Origin of the sequence: Hyphomicrobium sp. LHD-15, assembly GCF_031157355.1 — a bacterium.
Classification (GTDB): Bacteria; Pseudomonadota; Alphaproteobacteria; order Rhizobiales; family Hyphomicrobiaceae; genus Hyphomicrobium_C.
In genome coordinates this window covers 1,382,741-1,402,179 of sequence record NZ_JAVIFT010000001.1, presented here as the reverse complement: position 1 = coordinate 1,402,179, position 19,439 = coordinate 1,382,741, and the positions used below count along the sequence as shown (strand labels likewise).

19 protein-coding genes are annotated in these 19,439 nt (G+C 63.7%); 8 read left to right on the top strand and 11 right to left on the bottom strand.

Features of this window, described 5'->3' with window-relative positions:
* Nucleotides 1-20: 20 nt before the first annotated feature.
* Nucleotides 21-962 carry a hypothetical protein gene (locus RCO24_RS06320; protein ID WP_308960729.1) on the top strand — a complete coding sequence of 314 codons (942 nt, stop codon included), beginning with the start codon at nucleotides 21-23 and terminating at the stop codon, nucleotides 960-962.
* A 19-nt stretch (nucleotides 963-981) separates the two neighbouring features.
* On the opposite strand, the gene RCO24_RS06315 is transcribed toward RCO24_RS06320, so the two are convergent.
* The 5 genes from RCO24_RS06315 to lgt form a co-directional block, all read right to left on the bottom strand.
* Nucleotides 982-1,914, bottom strand: a complete 933-nt coding sequence (locus tag RCO24_RS06315) for a ribose-phosphate pyrophosphokinase (RefSeq protein ID WP_308960912.1) — start codon at nucleotides 1,912-1,914, stop codon at nucleotides 982-984.
* Nucleotides 1,915-2,133: 219 nt separating this feature from the next.
* Nucleotides 2,134-3,207 (bottom strand): hypothetical protein, encoded by a 1,074-nt coding sequence (locus RCO24_RS06310; RefSeq protein WP_308960727.1) that lies wholly within the window; start codon nucleotides 3,205-3,207, stop codon nucleotides 2,134-2,136.
* A 202-nt stretch (nucleotides 3,208-3,409) separates the two neighbouring features.
* On the bottom strand, nucleotides 3,410-4,183 hold the full coding sequence (pgeF, locus tag RCO24_RS06305; RefSeq protein ID WP_308960726.1) for a peptidoglycan editing factor PgeF: 774 nt from the start codon (nucleotides 4,181-4,183) through the stop codon (nucleotides 3,410-3,412).
* 85 nt (nucleotides 4,184-4,268) lie between these two features.
* A complete protein-coding gene (locus RCO24_RS06300) occupies nucleotides 4,269-5,384 on the bottom strand; it encodes an SAM-dependent methyltransferase (protein WP_308960725.1) in 1,116 nt (371 codons plus the stop codon).
* A complete protein-coding gene (gene lgt / locus RCO24_RS06295; protein WP_308960724.1) occupies nucleotides 5,381-6,232 on the bottom strand; it encodes a prolipoprotein diacylglyceryl transferase in 852 nt (283 codons plus the stop codon). Before lgt ends, RCO24_RS06300 begins: the two co-directional genes overlap by 4 nt.
* Nucleotides 6,233-6,532: 300 nt before the next feature.
* Here lgt and RCO24_RS06290 point away from each other — a divergent pair, with 300 nt between their 5' ends.
* The 3 genes from RCO24_RS06290 to proC all read left to right on the top strand — a co-directional run bounded on the left by RCO24_RS06290 (nucleotide 6,533) and on the right by proC (nucleotide 8,674).
* On the top strand, nucleotides 6,533-6,805 hold the full coding sequence (locus RCO24_RS06290; protein WP_308960722.1) for an accessory factor UbiK family protein: 273 nt from the start codon (nucleotides 6,533-6,535) through the stop codon (nucleotides 6,803-6,805).
* 485 nt (nucleotides 6,806-7,290) lie between these two features.
* A complete protein-coding gene (locus RCO24_RS06285; RefSeq protein ID WP_308960721.1) occupies nucleotides 7,291-7,788 on the top strand; it encodes a YbjN domain-containing protein in 498 nt (165 codons plus the stop codon).
* A 61-nt stretch (nucleotides 7,789-7,849) separates the two neighbouring features.
* Nucleotides 7,850-8,674, top strand: coding sequence for a pyrroline-5-carboxylate reductase (proC, locus tag RCO24_RS06280; RefSeq protein WP_308960720.1), 825 nt, complete (start codon nucleotides 7,850-7,852; stop codon nucleotides 8,672-8,674).
* 416 nt (nucleotides 8,675-9,090) lie between these two features.
* On the opposite strand, the gene RCO24_RS06275 is transcribed toward proC, so the two are convergent.
* The 5 genes from RCO24_RS06275 to RCO24_RS06255 form a co-directional block, all read right to left on the bottom strand.
* On the bottom strand, nucleotides 9,091-9,378 hold the full coding sequence (locus tag RCO24_RS06275; RefSeq protein WP_308960718.1) for a hypothetical protein: 288 nt from the start codon (nucleotides 9,376-9,378) through the stop codon (nucleotides 9,091-9,093).
* Between the two features lie 176 nt (nucleotides 9,379-9,554).
* Nucleotides 9,555-10,811 carry a DUF4010 domain-containing protein gene (locus RCO24_RS06270; protein WP_308960717.1) on the bottom strand — a complete coding sequence of 419 codons (1,257 nt, stop codon included), beginning with the start codon at nucleotides 10,809-10,811 and terminating at the stop codon, nucleotides 9,555-9,557.
* A 77-nt stretch (nucleotides 10,812-10,888) separates the two neighbouring features.
* Nucleotides 10,889-12,328: an ATP-binding protein gene (locus RCO24_RS06265; protein ID WP_308960715.1), complete on the bottom strand. Its 1,440-nt coding sequence runs from the start codon at nucleotides 12,326-12,328 to the stop codon at nucleotides 10,889-10,891.
* A 3-nt stretch (nucleotides 12,329-12,331) separates the two neighbouring features.
* A complete protein-coding gene (locus RCO24_RS06260) occupies nucleotides 12,332-13,057 on the bottom strand; it encodes a response regulator transcription factor (protein ID WP_308960714.1) in 726 nt (241 codons plus the stop codon).
* Nucleotides 13,054-13,653 carry a MarR family transcriptional regulator gene (locus tag RCO24_RS06255; RefSeq protein WP_308960713.1) on the bottom strand — a complete coding sequence of 200 codons (600 nt, stop codon included), beginning with the start codon at nucleotides 13,651-13,653 and terminating at the stop codon, nucleotides 13,054-13,056. The genes RCO24_RS06260 and RCO24_RS06255 overlap by 4 nt, the downstream gene beginning before the upstream one ends.
* 192 nt (nucleotides 13,654-13,845) lie before the next feature.
* On the opposite strand from RCO24_RS06255, the gene RCO24_RS06250 reads away from it, so the two are divergent.
* Nucleotides 13,846-14,742 carry a branched-chain amino acid aminotransferase gene (locus RCO24_RS06250; protein WP_308960711.1) on the top strand — a complete coding sequence of 299 codons (897 nt, stop codon included), beginning with the start codon at nucleotides 13,846-13,848 and terminating at the stop codon, nucleotides 14,740-14,742.
* Between the two features lie 42 nt (nucleotides 14,743-14,784).
* On the opposite strand, the gene RCO24_RS06245 is transcribed toward RCO24_RS06250, so the two are convergent.
* Entirely contained in the window at nucleotides 14,785-15,723 is a 939-nt protein-coding gene (locus tag RCO24_RS06245) for a YiiG family protein (protein WP_374990914.1), read from the bottom strand.
* Between the two features lie 172 nt (nucleotides 15,724-15,895).
* Between RCO24_RS06245 and RCO24_RS06240 the strand changes: the two genes are divergently transcribed.
* The 3 genes from RCO24_RS06240 (at nucleotide 15,896) to RCO24_RS06230 (ending at nucleotide 19,420) form a co-directional block, all read left to right on the top strand.
* Nucleotides 15,896-16,174 (top strand): hypothetical protein, encoded by a 279-nt coding sequence (locus tag RCO24_RS06240; protein ID WP_308960710.1) that lies wholly within the window; start codon nucleotides 15,896-15,898, stop codon nucleotides 16,172-16,174.
* A gap of 50 nt (nucleotides 16,175-16,224) precedes the next feature.
* The gene (locus RCO24_RS06235; RefSeq protein ID WP_308960708.1) at nucleotides 16,225-17,832 is read left to right on the top strand and encodes an NAD(P)/FAD-dependent oxidoreductase; all 1,608 of its coding nucleotides are present in this window, start codon (nucleotides 16,225-16,227) and stop codon (nucleotides 17,830-17,832) included.
* A 265-nt stretch (nucleotides 17,833-18,097) separates the two neighbouring features.
* Complete coding sequence (locus RCO24_RS06230) at nucleotides 18,098-19,420, top strand: efflux RND transporter periplasmic adaptor subunit (protein ID WP_308960706.1); 1,323 nt, start codon at nucleotides 18,098-18,100, stop codon at nucleotides 19,418-19,420.
* The last annotated feature ends 19 nt before the right edge of the window (nucleotides 19,421-19,439 follow it).

Here is a 19,439-nt window from a genome sequence, read left to right as displayed (position 1 = left end):
GCAAAGAGTGTCTGTTCGCGATGTCGATAGCAGCATTTGCGCTCGTGGTTCTGATCAATGTGAACGTGGCGGACAAGGGCGACTACACGGTCTCGGCCGATGGCCGCGAGATCGGCCGGTTCAGGATAGAAGGTAAAGAGACAGGCGTTGCTGAGCACCGCCTGTCCGTACCGGCCGGCAGCAAACGCCTGACGGTGGAGCGCAGCACGTCGCTGCCCGTCGTCGGCACCAAAGTGGGACGCCGGTCCAAGACCTTCGACCTGATATCGGTTGCCGGGATCACAAAGCCCCTGCGCGAAGAGCGCCCGGTGGTGGCGCTCGGTGGCCTCGTCGCGGAGACCGACGCGTTGCTGCGAGAGATCGGGTCCGAATATTCTTCAAACGATATCGGGCTCTCCTTCGGACCGAAGCAGAGCCAAACCGCAATCGCCGAGGCCGAGGCGCGTTTGGGCTACAAGCTGGATCCCGAACTCGCAGGGGTGCTGACAACATTGGGGCCTGTCAAATACGGCGATTCCGGAATGGTGGAAGCCAAGGATCTGGTCACGACGGAGCGGCAGTTCATGCGCCTCTGGGGCAACGAGGAGAACGTATCCGGCGACGCTCTCGCTCTCTATCGAGCCTCGACCATGATCTGGGTCGAGGTTGGAGATGGCTACGGCGCCATGATCCACGCTCCGAAACCCCCTGACCATTGCAACGGCGCCGCGGCATATTGGAAGATCCACCAGGACACCATCGGAGACCCGCACCCGGTCTCGAATTCGCAAGGGCGCTGCGGCACGCTTTCCGACGTTCTGATGTGGGTGATCGGCGCGGACCTGCTCGAGCAGGTCGAGGACGACGGCAAGGATAATCAGCTCCTGGTCGATCCGACCATGCCGAACGCGTTTCCCGTTTGGCTCGAAACCGATCGCGACGCGAATCCACGGCTCCGCCCCGATTGGAGCCGGCTCCAATAATCTTAGCGATGCGGCAAAATCAGTAGAACAGGCTGGAGACGCTTTCCTCGCGCGACGTACGCTGGATGGCTTCGCCGAGCAGCGGGGCGATCGAAAGCACGTGGATGTTGCGGGCGGCCAGCACGGCAGCGGTCGGCAGGATCGAATCCGTGATGACCAGCGACTTGAGCCGTGAATTCTGGATGCGGGACACAGCGCCGCCCGAGAGCACGCCGTGCGTGATGTAGGCGCTGACCTCGGTCGCGCCTTTGGACAGCAGCGCTTCCGCCGCGTTCACGAGCGTACCGCCGCTGTCGACGATGTCGTCGATCAGGATGCACTGCTTGCCTTTGACGTCGCCGATGACGTTCATGACCTCGGATTCGCCCGGGCGCTCACGGCGCTTGTCGCAGATCGCGATCGGAACATCGATGCGCTTGGCAAGCGCGCGCGCGCGCACCACGCCGCCGACGTCCGGCGAGACCACGACGACGTTCTTGCTGCCGTAGCGATCCTCGATGTCGCGCACCATCACGGGTGCCGCGAACAGGTTGTCGGTCGGGATGTCGAAGAAGCCCTGGATCTGGCCGGCGTGCAGATCAAGCGTCAGAACGCGATCGGCGCCGGCGCGCTCGATGAGGTTGGCGACGAGCTTCGCCGAGATCGGCGTGCGCGGACCGGGTTTCCGATCCTGGCGTGCATAGCCGTAGTAGGGGATCACCGCCGTGATGCGCCGCGCCGACGAGCGCTTCAGCGCATCGATCAGGATCAGCAGTTCCATCAGGTTGTCGTTGGCGGGGAACGAGGTGGACTGAACGACGAACGCGTCCTGTCCGCGAACGTTCTCCTGGATCTCGACGAACACTTCCATGTCCGCGAAGCGCTTAACCTGGGACTTCGCAGGCGAGATCTTGAGATACTGGGCAATGGCCTCAGCCAGCGGCCGGTTACTGTTTCCGGCAACGATCTTCATGGTCTGGCCGCCCTTGCCACTGTCTGCACGCGCATCGAAAGGCATGCACGCTCCTGATGCGACACTTCGATGACGCGCCTTCTAACGCGCGGGCCCGGGTGTGTAAACCACCCGGGCCCGGCATGTTTAGCAGACTCTGTTGATGTGTGGCCAGAGACACCCAGGAGAACACTCAGGCCGGCCGGGTGACCATCTTTCAGGTTTCCCCGGCCAAGGGGGTCAATTGACCTTCGACTGAGGAGGCAAGAGCTTGAGGATGCCCTGTGCGGCAGCCGAAGCGGCCGCATCGGCCGTCTTGCCCCAGGCTCCGTCGAGAGACCCTTGAGGGATCTCGTTCTTTTGCGAGACCGTGCCCAGTTTCTTGCCCTGCGGATCCTTAACGTTCCAGTCGATCTGGATCGGCTGCTTGCCGTTCTGGCCTTCGCCGACGATGACCTTGCCTTCGACCCGGTAAGTCTGCGCCGAGGCGGTTTCCGTGAGAGCCAGACCGCTCCGGGTCAGTTCCCGCTGGATCGCGCTCGTCAACGCAACGCTGCCGTCGCCGGGAGCACCCGTTACGCTCGGCACCATGGCCGTAACGGCGCCTTCGCGTCCGATGCTGCCGGTGGTCGGACCACCAGCGGCGGCAGGATAGCTTGCAGGCGTCTGTGCGGGCGGCGGCGTCATTGGGGTCGCAGCCGTCTGCACAGGGTTGACGACCGCGGTAGACGCCGGATGCGTTCCGCCCGCGCCCATGGCGACCGCGCTCTGCGTCGGCAACCAGGTTGCGAGCGAGCCCGCCGTCTTGCTCGAAATCGTATCAACAACCTGCGGCGTCACGGCAGCCCAGGGATCTTTGGTCTGCGCGCCCGACAGCACCTCTTCGCCGGTGATGCGGTTCACGCGCTTGCCCGAAGGATCGGTAACATCCCAGATGTAGGAAACTTTCGTGCGGCCCTTTTCGCGGGCCGAAACGACATAACCGCGAAGCGTGAACTCCGCTTTGTCGCTTCCGTCTTTTGCGACGGTGATTTTCTGCGCTTCGATGGCGCCGGTGAGCTGCGTCTGAAGCTGCTTGGCGACGGCATCGGGCGCGCCGATCACCGGCGCGATGGCGATCTTCGCCGTTTGTGAAGCAGGAGCCACCGACGGCTGTCCTGCGATCAGCGAGGTATTGGGGTCGGAGCCGTTGTTGGCAAACAGGCTTGCGCCCGTCTCGCATCCGCCCAGGCCGAAGCCCACAAAAGCTGCGAAAACTGCGAGCACAACTGATCTGTTCGCACGCCGTGCCGCAGCAGCATCAATGGTCGTCACGATGACGTCCCCCTATGAATGATCCGCTGTCCTCCGGCGGCCGACGTACAGACTTTGCGGCCATCTTCTCCCTAACGCTGCCGGTACCCACCCTGAGTCCTGTAGCTACCCGTCAGCCACGCGTCCAGACGTAATCGAGAGCAAAAGCGCGTCGTGGCTAATTCTATCCGCAACATCCACAACGAGATTGTGGATTTTGCAGTTAGGCCACAACAATGGCGGAGATTTGGCGTCCGTAATCGGCTTCTTTTCGATGCGTTGCACGCCGAAAGCTAAAGAACATCGATTCGTTCTCATAGGTGCAGGGGGCTTGCCGCTCGGTATGCCTGAGGTTGAGCTGCCCGAGTCGGTGCATGACATAGGACGGCAGATCGAAGTGCGGCGTGGACCGCCCCTTGGGTATGGTAAAGAAGCGTGCGTTGCCGGCATCGACGGCCTCGAATGCGGCGACGAACTCAGGGCCTACTTCGTAGGACTTGGGGCCGATTGTCGGTCCGAGCGCCGCGAAAATCCGTGATCGCTCCGCGCCGAGCCCTTCCATGGCGGTTATCGTCGCTTCGAGCACACCACCGAGCGCGCCCCGCCATCCGGCGTGCGCCGCCCCCACCACCTTTGCTTCCGCATCCGCGAACAGGACCGGGGCGCAGTCGGCCGTAAGGATGCCGATCGCGAGCCCGCGTGTCTTGGTGACCAGGGCATCGCCCTTCGGCAGGGCCTCGCGATCGACCAGTTGGTCGACGGCAAGAGCCTCCGCGCTATGGATTTGGTAAATCGTCTGAACATCGTCTTGAAAGCTGCCGAGACGCTCGGCGACGCGCGTGCGGTTCTCGATCACAGACACCGCATTGTCTTTCGATCCCGCGCCGCAGTTGAGGCTCGCATAGAGCCCGCGCGACGTGCCCCCTTGCCGGGTGAAGAAGCCATGGCGGATACCGGGCAGGATGGAGAGGCTATCGGCTTCGAGAGGGCTCAGCATGGGCTCGCTTTGCTTGGAAGGTTGCGGACGCGTGACCTTAGAACATTGAACATGAACAGCCTACCGGTGAGCCTGGCGTCCAGCCTCAAGCAAAACCCGGCAATGGCGCAACGTCCGCCGAACGCACGCCGAGCGCCAGGAAGCGGGAGCCCATGCCGTTCGGAGCCAGCAGCCGCGCGACGCCCGCCTCGATTGCGCCTGCTTTGGCCGGATTGGCCGCCATCAGCCGCGAGGCGCGTTCGATGATGCCGAGCCGCCCGAGGAATTCGCCCTGCGGCAGCGGGCCGTCGGTTGCGAGCCCCGAAGCTCGGCAGGCTTCCGTGAAGCTCTGAAAGTCGACCTGCGCCGAGAGATCCGTTTCTCCCGGCCTGTGGAATGGCGAGACGTGCTTCTGGTCCGCAACGCCCTGCAGGGTGTCGCCGAAGCCGGTTGCCGCATGACCGTAGTCGATGAAGAGCGCCGCGAGTGGAGCCGGCTCCGCGCGCAGCTTCAGAAGCGTGTCCGCGAGGGCTCGATGCCCGCCGCAGGTTTCGAGAATGTCTCCCGAGCGCGCCGCAAGGGCCAGGGGCAGAGAAGGTGGCGCGGCGCTCGGCGTACTGTCGGTTTCGAAGCGCAGCTGATCTCCGTCGACAAGCCCGACCAGTCGGCGGTGCCACGCCGAGCCTGAAAATTCGAACTGCTCGATCGGCAGCGTATCGAGAAACTCGTTGGCGATCACGATCGTCGGATGGGGCGGCAGCGCATCCGGCACGTGGTCGCGAAACTGAACCGGCACGCCACAGTCGGCTAGCGTCGTCCGCTGGAGATCTCGCAGCGTCGCGTTGCTGTCGACCAGATGGATGGTGAGCGCCTCGCGAAAGCCCGGCACGATACGGCTTGCGCGCAGCGCGTCGTGCATCAGCGTTCCGCGCCCCGGCCCGAGCTCCACCAAGTTGAGCGCGGCCGGCGAGCCCATTTGCTGCCAGACGACGGCGCACCAGAGCCCGATCAATTCGCCGAACGTCTGGCTGATCTCCGGCGCCGTCACGAAATCCCCGGCCGCCCCGATAGCCGTTTGCCGGCGATAGTAGCCGTGCTCGGGATCGTCGAGGCAGGCCGACATATAGTCTGCGACGCTGATCGGCCCGTCGCGGCGAATGCGGTCCTTGAGTTTTGCCGCGAGGGGGGTGTCTGCGGGGCGTCCCCCGCTTTCGGTCGTCATGGTCTGGCGGCAGCGGCCTGCTGGCGTGCGAGCCAGATGAGGTAGAGCCCGCCGAGCAGCATCGGCAGCGAATAGACCTGCCCCGCCGTGAACGGCCCGATATTGAAGAAGTGCACCGCGTGCGGCTCGCGGAACACTTCCGAGAACGAGCGCCCGAGCGCATAGCCCGTGAGAAATACGCCCGTCACCAGGCCAGGAGATTTCAGCGCACCGAACCAATGGGTGAGAATGCGCAGGATTATGAACAGCACCAGCCCCTCGAGGGCGGCTTCATAGAGCTGGCTCGGATGGCGTGTGGCGGGTTCGACGTCGGGGTGAAGCGCGCGCGCGTGCGGAAAGATCATGCCCCATGGCACGTCGGTAATGCGTCCGAACAGCTCCCCGTTGATGAAGTTGGCGAGCCGCCCGAAGAACAATCCGATTGGCACCGCCGCCGTCACGAGATCGGTCGTGCTGAGCAGGCTGACACCGTGGTTGTACGCGAATAGCCACATCGCGAGCGCACATCCGACGAAGGCGCCGTGGAAGCTCATGCCACCTTTCCACACCGCGAAGATGTCGAGTGGAGACGCGAGATAGGCGCTCGGTTCATAGAGAAACACGTACCCGAGCCTGCCGCCTAGCACGACGCCGAGGGTGATATAGAGCAGCAGGTCGTCGACCTTTTGCACGCTGAACGGCGGCACGCCGTTCTTCCAGAGCTGCGGCTGGCGCAGCAGACGGCGGATATAGATCCACCCGAGAATGAGCCCGACCAGGTAGGCGAGGCCATACCACTTGATGCTCAACGGCCCGACCGACAGCGCGACGGGATCGAAATCAGGAAAAGGAATGGCGACAGGGATCATGGCTCTTGCCTGGACGAATTTAGGGGCAACAGGCAGCGGGCAACTGGCAGGCGACAGTGACACTCGCCTCCATTGCCGCGCAGCCCCCTGCCGGCGGCCTCATTTCGGGGCGGACGCTGCCGGGTAAGATGAGGCAAGTCAAGCGCCGGACCCCGCGCCTCCGTGCCCCGCTTGATCCGAGGCCGGCGAGCCACCATAGTTCCACCACATGACAGAGAAGCGTGGCCCAGGCCGCGCCGCCTGCGCGGAACGAGAGCACTCCTGGTCCGGATGCGCGCGGTAAGCACAAAGGAATGACGGATGACCCAGACCTCGAACCGCCTGCTCGATGAAGTCGCGAAGCTGATGACGGACGCCGCAGGAGCGGCCCAAGGGGTCCGCCGCGAGGTGGAGGGGGTCATGCGTGCCCAGGCCGAGCGCATTCTGGAAAACATGGACGTCGTGAAGCGCGAGGAGTTCGAGGCGGCGAAGGCGATGGCCGAGAAGGCCCGTGGCGAGAACGAGCGCTTGGCCGCTCTCATCGCGTCGCTCGAAGCGCGCATCGCCGCGTTGGAAGGCGGCACGCCGCGCTAGCGTCCGTACGCTCATCCAAATGGAGTACGGACCCTAAGGCGACTTCGTCCGTTCTCCACCCCTGCTTCGCGTGTTTTTGTCGAGTGCAACGAAGACGTTTCCACATCGGAAGCGGGCGTTTTCGACATTTGTCTTCAGCGAGTTGCGCAAACGCTGCGTTTGCATCGTTTTGACACGAATTGGCCCACATTGCTCGTGGACAAGCGAGCCATCGGCTTGCGACTCGCGCTCCCCTCTGTTTTCGTCTGCGGCAACAAAAGTGCTTCGTTCCGGCGCACGCCGACAGACGAAGAGGATGATCGAGGAGGGGGATCACCAGGGCTTAGGACGTTTCCGCCATTTGTTGAAAAGCGGAAGCATCCGAGGACAAGTTTCGTTTTGCCGCAATCCCGTCATCCGCCCAGCATCGAGTGTCGACAACGACAAGTACCGCAGGCGACTTCGTCGCAGGCAAGGTACCTCCGAGCAGGTTTTAAGGAGCCAGAATGGCATCGTCCGAACACGGCAAGCAGCGTGTGATCCACCCGATCGATCTCGTGGAGCAGCTAGCCGTCACTTATGATTGGGCGACCGATCGCACCGGCGACGACGAACTCACCCTGGTCGTCGGCGGCAACTGGACCGACTATCACGTCTCGCTCAACTGGCGTGACGACCTCGAAGCCCTCCATCTGGCCTGCGCCTTCGATTTTCGCGTGCCCGAGAACCGCTTAAACGAAATGTACCGCCTGATCGCACAGATCAACGAGCAGCTCTGGCTCGGCCATTTCGATCTCTGGACGCAGGAAGGCTTGGTGATGTTCCGCCATGCGATGCTGCTCAATGGCGCTGCGGTAACGCCGGGGCAGTGCGAAGCCATCCTGAAGGCCGCGCTCGAGGCCTGCGAACGCTACTATCAGGCCTTCCAGTTCGTCGTCTGGGCGGGTAAGGAGAGCCGGGAAGCTCTTGTCTCGACCATGTTCCAGACCGAGGGCCAGGCCTGACCCGCCACAGACCGGAATCGCATCAGGTCTCTGCGGGGACCTCTGCGATCCGGTGGAAAAAATGGCATTTACATTCAAGGGCCCGCTCCTTCTTGTCGGAGCAGGCAAAATGGGCGGTGCCCTCATCGAGGGATTGATCGCGCGTGGTCTCGATCCGCAGCGCATTCGCGTCCAGGATCCAGGTCCGCCGGCCGAGGTGGCCGCTCTTCTCGCCAGACACGGCATCGAAGCCGTCCCCGGCATTGACGCGCTCCCGGAACCGCCCGGCGTGATCCTGGTCGCCGTCAAGCCGCAGGTGATGGACAAGGTGTTCCCGCCTGTCGCCGCCCTCGCGGGCCCTGAGACGCTCACCATCTCGATCGCCGCCGGCCGCACCCTCAAGGGATTTGAGAAGTATCTCGCCAAGGGCGTCGCCGTCGTGCGCGCCATGCCGAACACGCCGGCCGCCATTGGGCGCGGCATCACGGTCTGCGCCGCAAATGCTCATGTAACGCCGGTGCAGCGTGCGCTTTGCGAGGCCTTGATGGCCGCGGTCGGCGAGGTTGCCTGGGTGCACGACGAAGCCCTGATGGACGCCGTAACAGCTGTGTCGGGCTCGGGACCGGCCTATGTGTTCCTGCTCGCGGAATGCCTGGAGAAAGCCGCCGTTGCGGCTGGGCTCGATGCTGCGCTCGCGCGTCAGCTGGCGCGCGCGACGGTGTCGGGCGCGGGAGAATTGCTTCACAGGTCGGAAGCGGACGCGAGCGTATTGCGCCAGAACGTGACGTCGCCGGGCGGAACCACAGCCGCGGCGCTAGCCGTGCTGATGGGCGAGGATGGCCTCTCGGAGCTTTTGACGAAGGCTGTTTTGGCGGGAGAAGGTCGCAGCCGCGAGCTGGCGAACTGATCATGGCGTGTCAGATCGCACACGCCCGCGGCTACGTGACCTCTTAGAGACCCGGTTGAGCAAAGCGCTCCGGCGACCGGGTTTCGTTCTGGCATCGATGTAGCGGGGACCTAACGGAGCAAGGAGGATAGCTTGTCAGGTCGCGCACGCCCTCATTGAGTGCCAAGCCGTAAAGCGGGTGGCGGTCCCGCCTTCCGGGTGTTTGGGCATCGACGCCGCTGCAAGTGCAGCATCAGCCTCACAAGGCAAGTTATGCTATACTGTAACAGTTCGTGCAACGCGGCATTTTTCCCAATCACGCAGTTGTGTAGCCGCGGATTTGGCCGGACTGAGCAAAAGGAAAGCGCGCCACGTTTCCGTAGCGCGCTGAAATATATCGGATTTTAGGTGGAGATCGCGCTGTTGCCGGGCAGCCGTCAATGTGTCGTGCGCGGAGACACATCGCCAACCACGCCGGTTTTCGCGTCGCAAACCACGTCGTAGTCGAGCCCGTTGGTCCGGAGCACGAAGCGATAGATCGGGCGCCCGTCTGGCGCGACGTCGGGCGTATGGCCCATGCTGGCGCCCATCGCGTTGACGGTCTTGGTGCAGGGCGCGACGTCCGGCACGTCATGCGAAACCGGCTCGGCGGCCATCGCCGGAAGCGTAAATGCCCCGAGAATTGCGGCGATAAGTGCGGTTTTCACGGCGGTCTTTGAGGTCATGAAACCTCTCCTCTCGAAATGTCGAATTGGGGAGCGCTCCGCGCTGGGGAACGGCATGAAATAACGTTACAGAAGAGCGCGCGGTAACGAAATTCACCATCCCGTGAGCGGGTAAAGGCTCAAACCCCGAGGCAAATCAACGGAGTGACGGGCGCGTCGGGTAAGGCCGCTTCGCGTTAGCGCAGGCCCACAAGCGCAGCCAACGCAGCAAGAGACGCCGCGCTCACGCCTCCGACTAGGGTGCCCAGCTGGCGTCCGCCGACCGTGGCCGCCATCCCCGCCTTGACCAGGGTGTTAACGCCCGCAGCCACGAGGATCGCGTTGCCGGCTTCCGCGAGGCCAACCTGCGCGCCGGCAAAGCGCGCCATCGACAGCGTCAAGGCATCGACGTCGGCGATCCCGGAGATGGCCGCGAGCAGATAGAGGCCAGCGGTGCTGGCCTGATCCGCCATGACCTTGGCCACCACCATGATCACGGCAATCAGGCCCGCGAGCTTCAGCACGGTGCCGAGGTCGAACGGATTTCGAAGCTGCAAGGATGATTGCTGCGCGGTGCCGTTCGTCTCTGCCCGCAGGAAGAAGGCGGCGCTTCCGAGCAGCACAACTCCGGCGGCCGCAACAGGCCAGAGCAGATGCGCGAGCAGCGCCGGTTTGATGAGGCCTGCCAGCACCAGGATGCGCGCCAGCATCGTGGCACCGGCCAGCAGCACGCCGCCCGCCAGCAGTTTGCTGCTTTCCGGATGATCTCGGGCGAGGCGCGCGAACGAGAGCGTGGTCGCGGTCGAGGAAGTGAGGCCCCCGGCGACGGCGGCGACCGCCACGCCCTTGCGGTCACCGAGAATGCGGATGGCAACGTAGCCCGCAAACGAAATCGCCGCGATCAACACCGCGAGCAGCCAGATTTCGGCGGGATTGAGCACCTCCCACGGATCGATCGTCCGGTTGGGAAGGATCGGCAGCAGCAGGAACGACATGGCGAGCAGCATCAGAACGCTGCGCATTTCGGGCCACGTCAGGTTTCGAACCCAGGTGTGCAACGTCTCGCGCAACGCCAGCAGGATGGCCATCGCGACGGCAGCCGCCACAGCCACCGTTTCATTGCCGAGCACAGCGTAGGCACCGAGCAGGAAAGTCAGCATGCCCGCCACCACGCCGGTGACGCTGAAGTTTTTCTCCGTGGTCGCTTCGAGAAAGCTGAATGATGCGAGCGCGCCGGTCAGGGCCAGCAAACCGGTCGCAAGCACGATCGGCGAGCTTGCGACCGAGAGCAGCCCGCAGATGCCGCCCATAAGTCCCGTCAGCGCGAAGGTGCGCAGCCCAGCGGTGCGCTGGTGATCGGCCTCGGTCCGGGTTTGCCAGCCGCGCTCCAGTCCGACCAGCAACCCGATGGCGAGCGCGACGGCGAGGCGGCGAAAAAGGTCTTCCTGGTCCATCCGGCGTGCGTCCGTGAGCGGCGACGGCCGCCACGCAAGTCTACAGCGCTTGCATGCTTTGGTGAAGCACGCGCCGCCTAGAGCGGAACCGAGATGATCGCCCGAAGCCCGCCCATCGAGCTTTCGCCGAGCGTGATGTCGCCGCCGTGGCTTTTCGCGATGTCGCGCGCGATGGCGAGGCCAAGGCCGCTGTTGCCGTCATCCTGGTTGCGCGACCGATCAATCCGATAAAACGGCTTGAATACGTTGGCGCGCTCGGAGGCCGGGATGCCGGGCCCGTTGTCGTCCACTTCGATCCGCAGCCATTGGCCTTCGGTCGCGGCGCGGATCACGATCTGGTCGCCATACCGCACCGCGTTCGACACCAGATTGGTGATTGCCCGTTTGAAGGCTTGCCGCTTGAGCGGCAGGATCACGTCGCCACGGCGCTTGCGCAGCTTGAGTTCGATGGAGGTGCCGTAGACCTGCGACTCCTCCAAAATATCTTCGAGCAGCTCGGTAAGGTTGGTCGGAGTTGCTTCCTCGCCGCCGTCGCCGCGCGCAAACGCGAGGTAGTCCTCGAGCATGTGCTGCATCTCGTCGACGTCGGCCTTGAGCGATTGCACGTCGGGGCCTTCGCCCATGAACGCAAGCTCGAGCTTGAAGCGCGTGAGCACGGTGCGGAGATCGTGGCTGACGCCGGCCAGCATCGTCGTGCGCTGCTCCACGTGCTGACGAATGCGGTTGCGCATTTCGAGGAACGCCGCCGCGGCCTGGCGCACTTCACGGGCGCCGCGCGGCTGGAAATCTTCCGGCACCGGACGCCCCTTGCCGAAGGCGTCCACGGCTTCGGACAACCGCAGGATCGGCCGGATCTGGTTGCGCAGGAACAGGATCGCGACCGTGAGCAGGATCACCGACGAGCCCACCATCCACAGCAGGAAGATGTGCGAGTTGGAGGCGTAGGTCTGGGTTCGAATCGCCAGGAAGCGAAGGATGGAATCGGCGTGTTGCACGCGGATTTCCACGTGCCGAGATTGCCCGACCGTGTCGATCCAGAACGGCCGCTGGACCTGTCGCGAAATCTCTTTCGAAAGCGCGCGATCGAGCAGATCGAAGAACGGCTTCTGCCGCGCTTCCGGCAGATCGCCGGGTGGCAGGATCTGCATCGAAAGATTGAGCCGGTCGCGGGCGATGCGGATGATGTCGTCGTACTTCCCGGGCGGCGAGCCCTCATAGATATCGATCAGCGCGGCGATGTCCCGGGCCGTGGTCTCGGAGAGGCGCCGCGTTACGTTCTGCCAGTGCCGCTCCATGAACACGAAAGCGATCACGCCTTCGAGCACGACGATCGGCGCAATGATGATGATGAGCGCACGTGCGTAAAGGCCCTTCGGCATCAACTCCGCGAGAAGGCCGACAAAACCTTGATGAAAGGCCTTGAGATACGAAAGAGCCGGCGCGCTTCTCTCGGTGAGCCATCGAAGCGCTTTGCTGGCGTGGCCGGATGCCGTGTTGAAAGGGCCTGAAAGGTCCACGACCTAGTCCGTATAAAGGATGTAGCCCTTGCCGCGCACGGTCTGGAGATAGACCGGGTTCGAGGGATCGGTTTCGATTTTGCGGCGCAGGCGGTTGATCTGGACGTCGATTGCGCGATCGTTGCCCGTCGTCTCGTCGGTAGCCAGCTCGTACCGCTGGATCGGTGTTCCCTGCTTCTGCGCGAACTGGCGCAGCAGGTCGCGCTCGCGTTCGGTGAGTTTCACGGTCTCGTTGTTGCGCTTGAGCTCGCCGCGCGCGATGTGGAACACCAGCGTTCCCATCCGCACCTCGTCCGATTGCGGCGGCGCAGGCGTCTGTGTGCTTTGTCCGCGCTTCAGGATGTTGCGCAGCCTGAGCAGCAGCTCGCGCGGCTCGAACGGCTTCGGAACGTAATCGTCAACGCCGATCTCGAGCCCTTCGATGCGATGCTCGGCTTCGGCGCGCGCCGTCAGCATGCAGATCGGAATGTCGCGCTCGCTTTTGATTTGGCGCGCGAGGTCGAGGCCGCTGATGCCGGGCATCATGACGTCGAGCAGCACGATATCGAAATCGAGCCCCCGCAACGAGGCCTGCGCCGTTTCGGCATCCTGCGCCGTCGTCACGCGAAAGCCCTGCGTATAGAGATAGCGCGCGAGCAGATCCCGGATCTTGTGGTCGTCGTCGACGATCAGCACGTGCGGCGCGTCATCCGGCAGCGGTTCCGCGCGTCGATCGGATAACGAGGTCATGAGCGATCCTCCTCGCTGGGCTTTTCGCTTGCCTCCGCGACGCGGACCAAGGCTTCGACTTGCGCGCGGTCTTCTTCGGAAATCATGGCGAGCAAAAACGTCTTGGTCGCGGCCTGCGCTTCGGGGCCTGCTGCCGCGAGCGCAGCCTCGATGCGGGCCACCTGCAGGGTAGTCAGCCTGTCGGCCAGCCGCGCCCCCTTGAGTGTAGCGTAGAGCAATCTCTCTCTGCGGTCTTCTGCTCCCGCCTTCTGCGTGATGAAGCCCTCCCCGATGAGCTGCTTCAGCACGCGCGCGAGCGACTGCTTGGTAATCTTTAGGATCTCGAGAAGGTTGGCAACTCTGAGGCCGGGGTTGCGGTGGACGAAATGAAGAACGCGATGGTGCGCGCGCCCGAAGCCGTATTGGCTCAGCACGGCGTCCGGGTCGCCCGTGAAATCGCGGTAGGCGAAGAAAAAAAGCTCGACGTGGGCGATGAGATTGCGCCGTTCGCTCTCGTTGGCGGCCTCGCCGAGCGTTTCGTCACGCGTCGGACCTTGGGGCCGGTTTCCTGAGGGAGCGCGAGTTATGTCAGCCATGTTGACATATTTGAAGCTCATTGCTACTCCTGGCAAGCATTTTCAAGCGGCCGTCACGTGCCGGAACGGGGTTGAAGGCTCCGTATTCTGCGACCCTCGACGCGGATTGCGAACGAGACGTGACAGGACTTGTCCGGCAAGCTCGTAAGTTGAACGGGCGCCCGGAACAAGCCGATTGCCGACCCCAACTGCGGAGCCGAATAGGACCTCACCATGGCTGAGATCGTTCCCTACCACGATCGCGACGGTTTGATCTGGCTGGATGGCAAGCTTGTCCCTTGGCGGGAAGCGAATATCCATATTCTCACCCACGCACTCCATTACGGCAGCGCGGTGTTCGAGGGCGAACGCGCCTACGGCGGCGAGATCTTCAAGCTGACCGAGCATTCCGAGCGCCTCGTCGAGAGCGCCCGCATCCTCGAGTTCGAAATCACCCAAAGCGTGGCCGAGATCGACCAGGCCTGCCGTGATACGATTGCCGCCAACAAGCTCGTCAATTGCTATGTGCGCCCGATTGCCTGGCGCGGCAGCGAGCAAATGGGCGTCTCGGCGCAGCAGACCAAGATCCACCTGGCGATCGCCGCCTGGGATTGGGGCTCCTACTTCCCGATGGAGCAGCGCCTTAAGGGTATCCGCATCGGCTTTGCCAAGTATCGCCGCCCCGATCCGGCCACCGCGCCGACCAAGGCCAAGGCCGCCGGCCTCTACATGATCTGCACCGTCGAGAAGCACCGCGCCGAGCGCGCCGGGTACGCCGATGCGCTGATGCTCGACTATCGCGGCCGCGTTGCCGAGTGCACCGGCGCCAACATCTTCTTCGTCAAGGATGGCGTCATCCACACGCCGGAAGCCGATTGCTTCCTGGACGGCATCACCCGCCGCACCGTCATCGCGCTTGCGAAGAAGCGTGGCTTCGAGGTCCGCGAGCGCGCGATCCTGCCGGACGAGCTGTCCTCGTTCTCGGAATGCTTCATCACCGGCACCGCTGCCGAGGTGACGCCGGTTTCCGAGATCGGCGACTTCAAGTTCAAGCCGGCCCACATCACGGAAACGCTGCTCAACGACTACATGTCGTTGGTCCAGCCCGACAAGAAGCTGGCAGCCGAGTAGGCAGCAGCAACGGTCCTCGTCATGTCTCTCCGCGGCGCAGCGTCAGAAGCTTGCGCCGCGATTGTAGCTTTCGACGAGCTGGTTGTAGTCGTGCATGAGCCGGGCCGGTGAGCCCTCGACCATCCATGCGCCGCCGCCGGAATTGAGGATCATCTGTTCGCCGGTGTCGTAAGGCACCTTGTCGCGCACGCGGCGCATCAGCTGCTTCGCGGTGACCAGGTACGACTTCGCGGCATTCACAAAGCTTGATCCGATTTTGCTGTCTTTGTTGGCGTCGGCGTACGCTTCGGTTGCTTTGGTCGTGGTCTCGTACTCTCCGAGCGTCTGGGTGATCTTGGCGAGATCGGTCTTGTCCGCGCTTTGTGCCCGCATCAAACGCTTGGCGTGCATCATCAGCGCCTGGATATGATAGCGCCCCTTGCGGCCCTCGGTGCTTTCGATCTCGGCAAGCGCTTCGGCGGCCAGCATGTCCTGCACGACGTCGATGCCGGCCCGAAGTTTGGTGTCGGCGTCCGCAAACGCGGTCCAGGCGGACACCAGCTGAGGATGCAGCGCTTTGCCCTTGGCCATCTTGTCGTCTTTGTAATTCTCCTGGGAATAGTAGTCGTCCGCATCCTTCAGGAGCGGCTCCAGCGCCACCACGGCTTCCACATACGCCGAAGCGGCCGCTTCGAGTTCGGCGTTGCGCGGCTCGAGCGTATTCGCCGCCTCGACGCCGCTCTTGCAATCGGCGGTGTCGTAGATGGTGTAGGTGCCGTAGATGATCCGCTCTTTGCCGGTCGGGCCTTTCTTGCCGACCCAGCTGAAGTAGCGCTCCCGGGAATCGTAGGCCCGCTCCGAAAGGCGGTTGAGGCACCCGACATAGGCATTCATTTTCTCGGTGAGAGAGGAGCTTTCTTCGGCTTGCGCGGGGGCGGTCAGGAGCAGCCCGGGCATGACAAGGATGCCGATCGCCAAACCAAGCAAACGGGGAAAATTCATGTGCGCCTCTCCGCGATGCAATCTGGAAAAACGCATATATCGGATATGTTTAAGGTCCAAGGCAAGCGCACTCCGGCGGCCGTCCTTAACCTTGCGCCGATAGTTCGTTGCCGGATCCGGAAAAGTGGCAGAAAGTTGGCGGCGTGGATGAAACAGCCATGAGGCAACTGCCATGGCGAATATGCGTAATGCCACCACGGGCTTGGCGCTCCTCATCGGCGCAACCCTGCTGCTTGCCGGCTCAAGCCTGGCCCAGGAAGGACCCGGCGGTACGATCAACCCCGGCCGCGATTGCCAGACCATCGTCACGTGTCAGTTCCAGAAAGGCGGCAGCTACCGGGGCTGCCTTTCGTCCTACACGTGCCGCGTCTGCCGGACCGTGCGGACCAACTGCAGCATCGGCGGCACGCGCAGCCGGACTTGCAGCGAACTGCGCTGTACGTGGGGCTGAGCCGGTTGTAGTCCTCTTGGCGACATCTGCCTTCGAGAGGACCGCCGAGCGTGTATGACGTCGCGATCATAGGGGCCGGGCATAACGGTCTCACCGCCGCTGCCTATCTCGCAGCCGCAGGCCTCAAGGTCGTGGTGCTGGAGAAGAACGCGCACGTCGGCGGCGCAGCCTACACCGAGGAATTCCACCCCGGCTTCCGCAACTCGGTCGCGGCCTACACGGTGAGCCTGCTCAACCCGAAGATCATCCGTGAGCTGGAGCTGCATCGCCACGGACTGAAAATCGTCGAGCGGCCCGTCGCCAACTTCTGGCCCGTCGACGAGAGACGCGCCCTCGTCATGCCGTATGGCCTGCCCGCACGCCAGCGCGCCATCGCGGCATTCTCCGAGCGTGACGCCGCGCGTCTTCCAGAGTACGACGCCGCGCTCGATCGCGCTGCCGCCGTTCTGAAACAGCTTATTCTCGAAACCCCGCCGAATGCGGGCGGCGGTCTGCTGGAACTTTGGAAAGGCGCGCGCCTCTCGCGATCCGTGATGAAGCTGCCGCTCGAAACGCAGCGCGATCTCGCCGCGCTCTTCACCGAAAGCGCCACCGACTTCCTCTCGCGCTGGTTCGAGAACGAGACGGTCAAGGCCGCCTTCGCGTTCGACGGCATCGTCGGCACCTACGCGGCGCCGTCCACGCCCGGAACCGCTTACGTGCTGCTCCACCACTGCTTCGGCGAGGTGAACGGAAAGCCGGGCGTCTGGGGGCACGCGATCGGCGGCATGGGTGCGATCACCGCCGCTATCGCCGGCGCGGCCCGCGAGAAGGGCGTCGAGATTCGCAATAATGTAGAGGTACGCGAGGTTGCGGTTGCGAACGGGCGCGCGTCCGGCGTGGTGCTCGCATCCGGCGAGGTGGTGCAGGCCCGTGCGGTCGCTGCAGCCGTTCCGCCGAAGCTCCTGTTCTCGAGCCTGGTGCCTGCAGGCGCCATCGACAGCGCCCTTCACACGCGGCTTGCAAACTTGAAATCGGGCTCCGGCACGTTCCGCATGAATGTGGCACTTTCAGAATTGCCGGACTTCACCTCCAAGCCGAACCGCGATGGCACCGATCATCTGGCGTCCGGCATCGTGATCGGCCCCACCCTCGACTATCTCGAACGCGCTTACCTCGATGCGCGAAGCGACGGCTGGTCGAAAGAGCCGGTCGTCGAAATTCTGATTCCGTCGATGCTGGACGAAACGCTGGCTCCGAAGGGCCGGCACGTGGCGAGCCTCTTCGTGCAGCACGTGGCCCCGCACTTGCCGGCGCCGCGCTCCTGGGCCGACCCCAAGGAAAAGGAGGCATTCGCAGATCTCGTCATCGAAACGGTGACGCGCTGCGCTCCGAACTTCAAGGCCAGCGTGCTCGCCCGTCAGACCCTCTCGCCGCTTGATCTCGAACAGCGCTTCGGGCTGATCGACGGCGACATCTTCCACGGCGCCTTGAGCCTCGACCAACTGTTCTCCCTGCGTCCCACGCTCGGCCATGCCGATTATCGGATGCCGCTACCGGGCCTCTATCTTTGCGCGTCAGGCGCCCACCCTGGCGGGGGCGTTACTGGCGTTCCGGGCCACAATGCCGCCCGCGAGATCATCCGCGATAGGACGGCTTGGTGGAAAGGTCGCGCCTGAATCGGGCGGTGCTTCCGTCACGGTTTGTCGCATCGTGTAAAGAAGTGTTTCAGCATCACAAAAGATGGCGCATTTGCCTGTAGAAGCAGGAGAAATGCGCGTTCGTGATGAGCACGCGCGCGCGACGGATCAAGGGGCTCCCGGCCGTTGAATAGGCATGTATCGGGGCGTGGGTTTCGACCAACGGAAACGTCTTTCGAAGCCGCACCGATCGACGGGGTTGCTGGCGCGCGCAACGTGCCGGCATGAAAATCAGGGTAAACGCATGAACTCGGCTTCAGCCGCGATTTCACGGCAAGACACCGCCGCGGCGAAGACGCCGTCACGCAGCGTGGAATCTGGCGGGGATGCCCTCTCGGACGCCTTAGGGCTCGAAGCAGAACCGAAATCGCGCGGACCGTGGATCTGGGGCGGCACGGGCGTTCTCGTTGTGCTGCTCGCCGCTTGGTATCTGATGTCTTCAGGTTCGGGCGAGCACACGCGCTACATCACCCAGCCCGCGACACGCGGCAACCTGACGGTGCTCGTCACAGCAACGGGATCGGTCCAGCCGACAAACCAGGTCGATATCTCGAGCGAGCTGTCCGGCACGGTGCGCCGCGTCCTCGTCGACTACAACTCGAAGGTCGAGGTCGGTGATCTTCTGGTCGAGCTCGATCCAGACAAGCTCAAGGCCACGCTCGACAGCTCGCGCGCCAAGGTGGTGGCCAGCGAAGCCAAGATCCGCGACGCCGAAGCCACGGTTGTCGAGAAGAAGGCCGATCTCGAACGCAAGAAGGCGCTCGCCACCAAAAGCTTCACCTCTCTCCAGGATCTTGATACCGCGCAGGCGGCTTATGATCGGGCGTTGGCCGGCGCCGACAGCGCGCGCGCCGATCTGGGCGTATCCCAGGCCGATCTCAAGCTCAACGAAACCAACTATTCGAAGGCGCAGATCGTCTCGCCCATTCGCGGCGTGGTGCTGTCGCGAGCCGTCGAGCCGGGCCAGACAGTGGCCTCGTCTCTTCAGGCCCCTGTCCTATTCTCGATCGCCGAAGACCTCACCAAGATGGAGCTTCAGGTCGACGTGGACGAGGCGGATGTCGGCAAGGTCAAGATCGGCCAGACTGCCGAATTCGGCGTCGATGCGTTCCCGGAGCGCAAGTTCCCCGCCGCGATCCAGGACTTGCGGTTTGCGTCCGAGGTGGTTTCCGGCGTCGTCACCTACAAGGCGATCCTCGGCGTCGACAACTCGGAGCTGCTGCTTCGGCCCGGTATGACCGCCACGGCGGAAATCACGGTGACCGAGGTCAAGGACACGCTTTTGGTTCCGAATGCGGCCCTTCGCTACGCGCCGCAGGCGAGCGCCGCGCCAGCCGAGCAGCCGAGCCTGTTGCGCCGGTTGATGCCGGGTCCGCCGCGTTTCCGCGCGCCGAGTGCACGCCAGGAAACCGGTTCGCAACGCACCATCTGGCTGCTGCGCGACGGGGCGCCGCAATCGGTTCCCGTCGAGATTGGCGCGAGCGACGGCAAGCTGACCGCCATCGTGGGCGGCGAGCTGAAGGACGGCGATGCCATCGTCGTCGACGAGACGACAGCGGCTCAGTGACGGGATCTTCCGATGCAAA